Genomic DNA, 8,886 nt, shown 5'->3' on the forward strand with positions numbered 1-8,886 from the left:
GGCTGACCAAGGCGCTTGCGCTTTTCTTATTTATAGGCTCTGTTATATTGGTCTGTTGATTTCCGACCCAGAAGCTTCGCATTCCTCGGCGCCATCCGAGCCTAAAGGGTGAAAATATTCCTTTATTGAGGACCATTTCACGTTGGTCTAATAAGAGCAGCTTTTCCCGCAGGACATTGAATAGCTTCCTCGGATGAACCCATGCACGAAGAAAAAGGATTAGCATTTTCGAGTAATCTCGCATCTTCTAAAACAATCAACAGGACTAAAAATAGTAACAATGGCCTTTAATATAAATGGAAAATATGCCAGGGGCAGTTTTAATATAAGACTTTAAACTGAGGAGGAAATGAGACTTAGAACGAGAATATTTATACTCCTATATAAAATTTAGAGGTGATCTTATGTTTGACCAATCTCCTTTTGAGTGCCGGGTGGAGTGGGGAAGGCGAGGGGCGCGTGAAGCTGCAGAACGTGGTGACATTGTCATTGTTGTAGATGTCCTTAGTTTTTCCTCAACGGTTGTTTCAGCTTTGAATGTCGGTGCAGTTATTTACCCATATCCTCCCGATCTGGATGGTAAAAAATACGCCGAAAGTGTTGGTGCTGAATATATTTTAGGCAGGGCGGAAGCAGCACGGGCTGGGAAGCCTACTTTGTCTCCAGTAACCTTCAACAATGAGCATCAAAATAAGAGTTATGTATTATCGTCGCTTAATGGTGCCTATTGTACCTGGATCGCTTCCAAGGTTCCGGCTCTGCTAATTGGCTCACTGCTCAATGCCTCTGCAGTCGCGTCGACAGCTAACAAAATAAAACAAGTGTCAGGAGCGGCAATCACGGTCGTGCCAAGCGGGGAAATGTGGAATGATGTGAGGGAAAATGAAGACAGGCTGCGTCCTTCCATCGAGGATTACCTGGGAGCAGGAGCAATTCTCTCCAAATTGGAAGGTGAAAAATCACCAGAAGCTCAAGTGTGCATTGCTGCCTTCAATGGTACGAAGGAAAATATATCACAGCTTATCTGGGATTGCGGCAGCGGACGCGAGCTGCGCGAACGTGGATATGAAGACGATGTCCTGCACTGCGGAAGACTGAATGTAACAGAAGCAGTTCCTATTTTAGTAGATGGCCACTTCAAAGAATGGATCTTTAGTAAATAAAAGAACTGCTAAAATTCATAGGAATCCAAGCAGTTTGGGATTATAATAGGTTTTAAAATTAGAACAGGAGTGGACAGCTTGGATCAAAGTTATATTGAAGCTCGAATATTAGATTGGTTCGACCACTTTCATACATATCCAGAGGTAAGCTGGAAGGAATATAAAACAACAGAGAAACTGGCAGAAATCCTTGATGAGTTAGGAGTATCATATAAAAGGTTCAACGACGTGACAGGATTGGTGGCTGAGGTTGGAACAGGCAATGAAGTCATTGCCGTCAGGGCGGATATTGATGCTTTGTGGCAGGAAGTAGATGGTAAATGGAAGGCGAACCATTCCTGCGGACATGACGCCAATATGTCGATGGTGCTCGGAGCATTGCTATATGTAATACAAAAAAAGCCATCCAGACGAATCCGGTTTATTTTCCAGCCTGCAGAAGAAAAGGGGAATGGAGCTCTTTCCATGATCGAGCGCGGTGCCATTCAGGACGTCACGCATTTGTTCGGCGTCCATCTTCGTCCTGTAGAAGAGCTTCCATTAGGCAAGGTTGCTCCTTCCATCCATCATGGCGCAGGCACCTTCCTTGAAGGCAAAATTATCGGGGTCGATGCCCATGGGGCGAGACCGCATCAAGGGAAGAATGCAATCGACGTGATCGTTGCCATGCAGCAAATGTTGAAATCTATCTATGTTTCACCGTTTGAGCCTCATTCTGCTAAACTTACAAAAATCATCGCAGGCGGAGACAATTTGAATATCATACCGGGCAATGCTGAGTTTGCGATTGATCTAAGAGCACAGAAAAATCATGTGTTGCATCAGCTTCAAGAATCAATCGAAGAAAAACTGCTAGGATTGCAAAAGCTATACGGAGTCGATATCACCTGGAACTGGCTCGATTTAGCTCCTGGTGCAGAAGTATCATCTGAAGCAGAAGCGATTGCCACTGAGGGAATTATTGAATCCATCGGTCAGGAGTCTCTTGCAGCCCCTGTCGTTACATCAGGCAGCGATGATTTTCATTATTATACTGTGAAGCAGCCGGAACTGAAGGCAACAATGATTGGTGTAGGTGCAGATCTTGCTCCAGGCCTCCACCATCCAAAAATGAGCTTTGACCATTCTGCCCTAAACATTGGAGCAAGGGTGCTGGCGGAAACTATTTTAAGAGCGTAGATTGTGGGAAAAGGCAGATGCCGTTGATAATTCGGAGGAACGTCAGAAACCATATTTAGAGCGGAAATCCGAGGATCATGCAAAATCTGTTTTAAGATTATAAATCGAGGAGAACGTGATTTAGTACGTATTCCCAAGAGCAGAAAACCGAATGTACAGAACGGCATATCAAAATGAAACTAGTGCCTGGCTTGTACAGTTTGGATCACCACATAAAAAAAGTGTCTGGCAAATCCGCCAGGCACTATTTTACGTTAATTTTTTTATATTAAAATTATCTTCAAGCAGCACCCAGTTCTGCGGGAATGGATAGCCGAGCACCCAGTAGCTGACTCCTCGAAGGTTGTATTGCTTAATGGTATCGAATTTTGCCTGGGCGCTTCGGGCGTCTTCGAACCAGACTTCATGTCCGCGTCCTTGCTCATCGGTATAGCGGAAGAATGGTGATGCAGCAACAGTATCATATTGAATCGCTGCGCCGTATTTGATTGCTCGGCTGACAGCTTCCTGAGGGCTGTACGTTTCTGCTTCCTGGCCCTGAACGTGAGGGATGACCCAGTCACGTGCGTACAGCTGGAAGCCCATCAGGATTTTGCTTCTTGGGATGACGGTTACCGCGTAGTCAAGGACACGGCGAATTTCGTTCAATGGGGAAACCGCGCGCGGCGGTCCGAAGCGGTAGCCCCATTCATAGGTCATCAGGACGACGAAGTCCGCAATCCTGCCATGAGCCGGATAATCATGGCCTTCATATAACAGTCCCTTCTGATCAGCGCTGATTTTTGGTGCCAGAGATGTTGATACGAAATACCCTTCCTTATGCAGGGCATCTACGGCTGCCTGAAGGAATGAATTGTAAAGCTCACGGTCCGCTGGCAATACATTTTCAAAATCAATATTCAAGCCGCGATAGCCTTTTTCACGCATGACGGTAAGAATATTGGCCAGCAGCTTCCCTCGGTGCTCTTCGCTTGCCAGTACTTCATGTGCAATGTTATGCCCGGTTTCGGTGGCGGTAAAATTGGTGATCGACATCATCGGCAATGCTCCTTTTGCAAGTCCTGTCTGGATGGCATCGGTGTCATCCTTCATATACAGGACGAGCGAACCGTCCGGCTGAATTACATAAGCAAAAGGTGCGATGTAGGTCATCAGGTCGGCCACTTCGCCGACATACTCCACCGCTTTTTCATCGGAATGGTAGGTGAATGCGTTTGATTCAATAGTTGGCTTTGGCCTTGGGATGACAAGAATCGTTCCAGGGTATAGCGCGTTTGGATTTTGGATTTGATTAGCCTTGATAATGGATTGAACACTAACACGATAGCGCTGGGCAATCTGCCAAAGCGCCTCGCCAGATTGAACAGTATGCCGGATTGCGGGTATTCGCAGCACGGTACCGGGATAAATGAGTGCTGGATTGGTGATCCCATTCGCTCTTATTATTGCGTCAGCCGTCGTGCCGTAGCGCTGTGCGATCGACCAAAGCGCTTCTCCCGATCTGACCGTATGGTATACATCATATGATGGAATGATCAATGCCTGGCCAACGACCAGTTGATTTGGATTTTCCAACCCGTTTATATCGGTAATTTGCGTGATGGTCACTTGATAACGGCTAGCAATCTGCCATAATGACTCTCCTCTTTGGACAACATGAATGAACATAATGAACCTCCCTTGGGAAAAAGTCCTACAATAAGGTATGAGGAAAACATTCATTATATGTTGGTAGGAAACCGTTTATCCGGGTTCTTTTCTAAAGAGACTTTTCCAAATGACTACCTCTTGGTTACCTAAAAAAAACAAAAACTAGAAAAAGAGAACACCAATGAAGCCTCTTGGTTACCTAAAAAAACAAAAACTAGAAAGAGAGGGCACCAATGAGCTTCTTGGTTACCTAAAAAAAAACTGAAAAAAGAAGACGCAATGGTATGCAGAATAAAGGAGGACGATAATCCCCTTGAGATTTGCTACATATAGAATGCGCTTTAATTTAAAAAAATTTCACAAGGAAACACACTTCCTAATGCAGTAAAATAAAGAGAAGCAAGTGGCGTAAAATAACTTATAAGGAGTGGGCAGGATGGGCGCATGGGGAACAGGATTGTGGGAAGATGATCTGGCATGTGATATCCAGGATGAATGGAACGATCTTCTTGATGAAGGGATGAGTCCGCGCAAAGCTGCGAAAATCATCTTGAAATCGTGGCTGGAGGAGCTCGAGGATTATGATGATGACATAGAGCGTCAGCCTGATGAATCGATTCTTTATATTTCACTTGCAGCCCTCCAAATGAGGCATAGGGCATTGACGATTGGCATTAAAAAGAAGGCGATCGAGCTGATCGATAAAGGTGCCGATCTTGAATTGTGGAAAGATAGCGAAATTCAGGATTACGAGGAACGAAAGAAGTTTCTCATTGAATTCAAGGAGAAACTTGAACAGACAAGGGCAAGGTTTTTTTGACACTATAAACATTGATGTTTTCCAAAGGGAATATGAAAAAGCTGCTGAACAAAGCGGACAAGAAAATAGCGGGGCAAATCACACAGGAAGTTATACTTGACGTGTTGGAGGAATGCCTCTGTTGAAAGGATTTATTGAGAATGTTATTGCTAAAAAGTATCATCCTGGGTTTTTCAGTATCAGCTCCTGTTGGGCCGATCGGGTTGCTGTGTATTCAAAGAGTTCTCTCAAGAGGAAGATTGGCAGGAATCCTGACAGGATTTGGAGCTGTGACGGCGAATATCATTTATGCGAGTATCGCCGCATTCGGTTTTTCGGTAGTGTCCGCATTTTTGATCGAGCAGCAGGTTCTATTGAAGCTGATCGGTTCAGCGTTTTTATTTTTCCTGGGGGTAAAAACATTTCTGAAAAAGCCAGCCAGTTCAGCAGCAAATCTGCAGGGGGAAAGCCATTTGGGCATGTACCTGTCCACCTTCTTATTGATGATTACAAATCCAGTCACTATCCTTAATTTTACCGCGATGTTTGCGGGACTGGGATTTGTTCAGGGCTCAGATACAGGTTTGACAGCTGTAACGCTGATTGGCGGAGTATTTTTTGGTGCAGCCTTATGGTGGGTAATGCTCAGCTTCATCGTCAGCTTTTTTAAAAATAAGATCACTCCGCATTTAGGTCTGGTCAATAAGATGGCTGGTTTGCTGATTATCGCACTGGGAATTTTAGCGTTTGTAAAATAGTACTTATTGGAGATAGCCATAAAAACTCACAATATAGGGGGAACAGGTATGGATCTTTGGGTAGGTTCTGCTGGAGTCTGTATCAATCATCATGGGGAAGTGCTGATGGTTCGGCAAGGTAAAGAAGATGAAGAAAAGCTTTGGGCTATTCCGGCAGGAGGGGTAGAGCTGAATGAAACTTCTGAAGAATGCTGTATCAGGGAAGTGTTTGAGGAAACGGGATATGAAGTTGAGATCGTCAGGCCTTTATACATAAAAACAGGTAAGTCTTTTGGGATTGATATTAAGGTCCAATATTTTGAAGTGATGATAACAGGTGGAGAACCGCGGATTCAGGATCCAGACGGATTGATTCATGAAATAGCGTGGAAAAAATTAAGTGATATGAATGTAACGGACTTCGGTTTTCCAGAAGATCTAGCATTCCTCCTAAATTTTATCAGGGAAAAAAGCCTTCAGGAGATAGAGGGATGGAGTGATTAAAACATATACCTCATAGATCCTAAAAAAGCTGCCAAGCTGGCAGCTTTTTTAATACCTCTTTTAATCAAATGGGGTAGTTATTTACTATCACTTTCCTCCATATGATTAACTTCTTCAAAGTCAGGACCGCCATATAGCAGGTTAATTTCCACGGTAAGCTTTTTTAAAAATTCATCAGATATTAAGGGTTCATTTTCTTTAAACATATTATTCCTCCTATTTATCTGGATTAATACTAGAATACACACATGATACGATAATATTCACTTTACTTTTTATAAATAAAATAAATATATTTACTTTTTTATAACACAGGAGTATGATAATCATCGGTTTCAATTTTCTAAATCGCCGAAACCATAAGGTGCGGGGGAACCACTATTGGATTGGTACAAGATCCAGGGGTGAATCCTTTTTAGGTAGGGCTACTCAATGGCCCGAATCCGTCAGCTAACCTCGCAGGCGTTATATGAGAAGGAAGGTGGAGCTTGTAAGGCACAGGAATTATTATGTCTGCAGGTCTATTAATAATGGCTTGGGCATTTTTTTATGCCTTTTTAACGAAAAAATGAAGTTTATTTATTAAAGCAACTGGGAAACATACCTTCATTAATACTAGGCGGTGACGATTGATGATTTCATCCATAAAAAGGTTTTTAATTGGCCGACCCTTGAAATCAACTGAATTAGGGGAACAGAAACTGAATAAAACAAAAGCATTGGCGATACTTTCCTCGGACGCCTTATCCTCAGTTGCATATGGGCCTGAACAGATTTTGATTGTGCTTTTTACAATCAGTGCAGCGGCATTTTGGTATTCGATTCCAATAGCAATCGGAGTTTTAATATTATTGACAGCACTTATTCTTTCATATAGGCAGATTATTTTTGCTTACCCACACGGGGGAGGAGCATATGTGGTTTCCAAGGAAAACCTTGGTGTTAATCCAGGACTGATTGCAGGCGGTTCATTATTAGTTGATTACATATTGACAGTAGCTGTAAGTGTCTCTGCAGGTACAGATGCCTTAACCTCTGCTTTTCCTGAATTGCATGATTACAATGTCCTTATTGCTATAATATTTGTTCTGTTTATTACTACTCTTAATCTTAGAGGTGTTACAGAATCGGCCAGCATTTTGGCCTATCCGGTTTATTTATTCGTCTTAGCATTATTCATTTTAATAGGTGTCGGCTTATACAAAATCGTTACTGGAGATATTTCGGGAAATCTTCATGAACCTATTGGGACTCCAGTCGCCGGATTAACATTATTCTTGTTGTTAAAAGCATTTGCTTCTGGCAGTTCGGCATTAACAGGGGTAGAAGCCATTTCAAATGCGATCCCTAATTTCAAAGATCCTGCTCCAAAAAATGCCGCTAAAACTCTAACGGCTATGGGTGCGTTGCTTGCCTTGCTATTTTCGGGAATCGTATACCTGGCTTATTATTACGGTATTGCACCAAATGAAAAGGTAACTGTTGTATCGCAAATTGCTGAAGAAACATTTGGACGCAATTTCATGTATTTCTTCATACAGGGAACAACTGCTTTAATTTTAATCCTTGCTGCAAATACCGGGTATACAGCTTTCCCATTACTGGCAGTGAATCTTGCAAAAGATAAATTTATTCCAAGGATGTTTACAGTCAGAGGGGATCGATTAGGATATTCGAATGGTATTATCATTCTTGCATTGGCGTCGATACTTTTAATTGTATTCTTTAAAGGGCAAACAGAACATTTAATTCCATTATATGCTGTCGGTGTATTCATTCCATTCACTTTGTCACAAACGGGAATGATGGTTAAATGGATTCGCGAAAAACCCGAGGGCTGGGTTACTAAATTAATCATTAATTCTACAGGTGCTGTCATTAGCTTTATTGTCACGCTTATGTTTTTCCTGACAAAATTTGCACAGGTATGGTCGGTATTAATCTTTTTGCCACTCATCATCCTCATGTTCCATCGAATTAAAAAACATTATAACGCGGTTGGAGATCAACTAAGGATTACTACTTGTGAACCTGCTCTTGCTGTTGAAGGGAATGTCATTATTGTTCCTGTGGCAGGAATAACTCATGTAGTAGAAAATTCTTTAAACTATGCAAAATCTCTATCTGCAGATCAGATTATTGCTGTTTATGTTGCTTTTGAAAGAGATGAGGAAAAGAAGTTTGAAGAAAAATGGAATGAATGGCAGCCGGATATCAGGCTGGTTACCCTCCACTCTCATTACAGAAGTATTATTAATCCACTGACTAAATTTGTTGATACTGTGCAACGGAAAGCTAGTGAAGCGAACTATGTGGTTACAGTAATTATACCACAATTTATCCCAAAGAAGGGCTGGCATAATATCCTTCATAACCAATCTAGTTTGCTCATCCGTTCATTCTTGCTTTATAGAAGAAACGTCATTGTCACAACTGTTCCTTATCATTTGAAAAAATAGTGATAGGTCAAGGAGACAATAAAAAAGCTTGGACAGAATAAATTGTCCAAGCTCAGTTTGTCGACAAAAGGGTTAGGAATGATTTCATTCCTAACCCTTTTTAGCTTTTACGAACTTCATTTGGTTTTTCCCTTTGAATTGACCGTGTTCTGCCAAGGTTTTAGACCATTACTAGACCTTGCCATGTCCAGTTAGCCATCTTTGTTAAGTTCAAGGCATCGAAATTGAGCATCGCTTGCATGGGCTATTTTTTAAGCCCACTGAGTTGTCCACCTCATACTATGCTTTTCTTTTGCATCTGCGAACACGCGTTTTTAAAATTTGCCTTTGTACCGTTCCGCATTAAGTTAGGAAGTCCTGGTGATTGGAGTGGAAGGCGCGCAGACTCCTGTGGG

General features: G+C 42.3%; 9 protein-coding genes, 1 pseudogene and 1 riboswitch. Of the genes and pseudogenes, 6 read left to right on the forward strand and 4 right to left on the reverse strand.

All coding sequences use genetic code 11. The annotated features are described in order from the left end of the window. Nucleotides 1-226, reverse strand: a 226-nt coding sequence (locus V7654_RS07505; protein ID WP_335429622.1) for a hypothetical protein, incomplete at its 3' end; no start/stop codon positions are given. Nucleotides 227-404: 178 nt separating this feature from the next. Here V7654_RS07505 and V7654_RS07510 point away from each other — a divergent pair. Both V7654_RS07510 and V7654_RS07515 read left to right on the forward strand, forming a co-directional pair. Next, nucleotides 405-1,163 (forward strand): 2-phosphosulfolactate phosphatase, encoded by a 759-nt coding sequence (locus tag V7654_RS07510; protein ID WP_335429623.1) that lies wholly within the window; start codon nt 405-407, stop codon nt 1,161-1,163. 78 nt (nt 1,164-1,241) lie between these two features. Then, complete coding sequence (locus tag V7654_RS07515; RefSeq protein WP_335429624.1) at nt 1,242-2,342, forward strand: M20 peptidase aminoacylase family protein; 1,101 nt, start codon at nt 1,242-1,244, stop codon at nt 2,340-2,342. A gap of 249 nt (nt 2,343-2,591) precedes the next feature. Here the strand turns inward: V7654_RS07515 and V7654_RS07520 are convergent, their stop codons facing one another. Further along, the gene (locus V7654_RS07520) at nt 2,592-4,010 is read right to left on the reverse strand and encodes a LysM peptidoglycan-binding domain-containing protein (RefSeq protein WP_335429625.1); all 1,419 of its coding nucleotides are present in this window, start codon (nt 4,008-4,010) and stop codon (nt 2,592-2,594) included. Nucleotides 4,011-4,428: 418 nt separating this feature from the next. On the opposite strand from V7654_RS07520, the gene V7654_RS07525 reads away from it, so the two are divergent. The 3 genes from V7654_RS07525 to V7654_RS07535 all read left to right on the forward strand — a co-directional run bounded on the left by V7654_RS07525 (nt 4,429) and on the right by V7654_RS07535 (nt 6,032). After that, complete coding sequence (locus tag V7654_RS07525) at nt 4,429-4,812, forward strand: MarR family transcriptional regulator (RefSeq protein WP_335429626.1); 384 nt, start codon at nt 4,429-4,431, stop codon at nt 4,810-4,812. Between the two features lie 140 nt (nt 4,813-4,952). Continuing rightward, nucleotides 4,953-5,549 carry a LysE family translocator gene (locus V7654_RS07530; RefSeq protein ID WP_335429628.1) on the forward strand — a complete coding sequence of 199 codons (597 nt, stop codon included), beginning with the start codon at nt 4,953-4,955 and terminating at the stop codon, nt 5,547-5,549. A gap of 48 nt (nt 5,550-5,597) precedes the next feature. Beyond that, entirely contained in the window at nt 5,598-6,032 is a 435-nt protein-coding gene (locus tag V7654_RS07535; RefSeq protein WP_335429630.1) for an NUDIX hydrolase, read from the forward strand. 77 nt (nt 6,033-6,109) lie between these two features. Here the strand turns inward: V7654_RS07535 and V7654_RS07540 are convergent, their stop codons facing one another. Next, a complete protein-coding gene (locus V7654_RS07540; RefSeq protein ID WP_335429631.1) occupies nt 6,110-6,238 on the reverse strand; it encodes a bacitracin ABC transporter ATP-binding protein in 129 nt (42 codons plus the stop codon). Nucleotides 6,239-6,371: 133 nt separating this feature from the next. Further along, nucleotides 6,372-6,513, forward strand: a riboswitch (cyclic di-AMP (ydaO/yuaA leader). Nucleotides 6,514-6,664: 151 nt separating this feature from the next. Here V7654_RS07540 and V7654_RS07545 point away from each other — a divergent pair. Then, nucleotides 6,665-8,491, forward strand: a complete 1,827-nt coding sequence (locus V7654_RS07545) for an APC family permease (protein ID WP_335429632.1) — start codon at nt 6,665-6,667, stop codon at nt 8,489-8,491. 160 nt (nt 8,492-8,651) lie between these two features. Here the strand turns inward: V7654_RS07545 and V7654_RS07550 are convergent. After that, a pseudogene (locus V7654_RS07550) lies at nt 8,652-8,805 on the reverse strand (transposase); the annotation flags it as partial. Between the last annotated feature and the right edge of the window lie 81 nt (nt 8,806-8,886).

The organism is Bacillus sp. JJ1609 (assembly GCF_036967045.1).
Taxonomy (GTDB): Bacteria; Bacillota; Bacilli; order Bacillales; family Cytobacillaceae; genus Mesobacillus.

Excerpts from the sequence above, each read along its gene's own strand:
- V7654_RS07510 (WP_335429623.1), top strand. The coding sequence starts at position 405 with ATGTTTGACCAATCTCCTTTTGAGTGCCGGGTGGAGTGGGGAAGGCGA.
- V7654_RS07520 (WP_335429625.1), bottom strand. The coding sequence starts at position 4,010 with ATGTTCATTCATGTTGTCCAAAGAGGAGAGTCATTATGGCAGATTGCT.
- V7654_RS07525 (WP_335429626.1), top strand. The coding sequence starts at position 4,429 with ATGGGCGCATGGGGAACAGGATTGTGGGAAGATGATCTGGCATGTGAT.
- V7654_RS07530 (WP_335429628.1), top strand. The coding sequence starts at position 4,953 with ATGTTATTGCTAAAAAGTATCATCCTGGGTTTTTCAGTATCAGCTCCT.
- V7654_RS07535 (WP_335429630.1), top strand. The coding sequence starts at position 5,598 with ATGGATCTTTGGGTAGGTTCTGCTGGAGTCTGTATCAATCATCATGGG.
- V7654_RS07540 (WP_335429631.1), bottom strand. The coding sequence starts at position 6,238 with ATGTTTAAAGAAAATGAACCCTTAATATCTGATGAATTTTTAAAAAAG.
- V7654_RS07545 (WP_335429632.1), top strand. The coding sequence starts at position 6,665 with ATGATTTCATCCATAAAAAGGTTTTTAATTGGCCGACCCTTGAAATCA.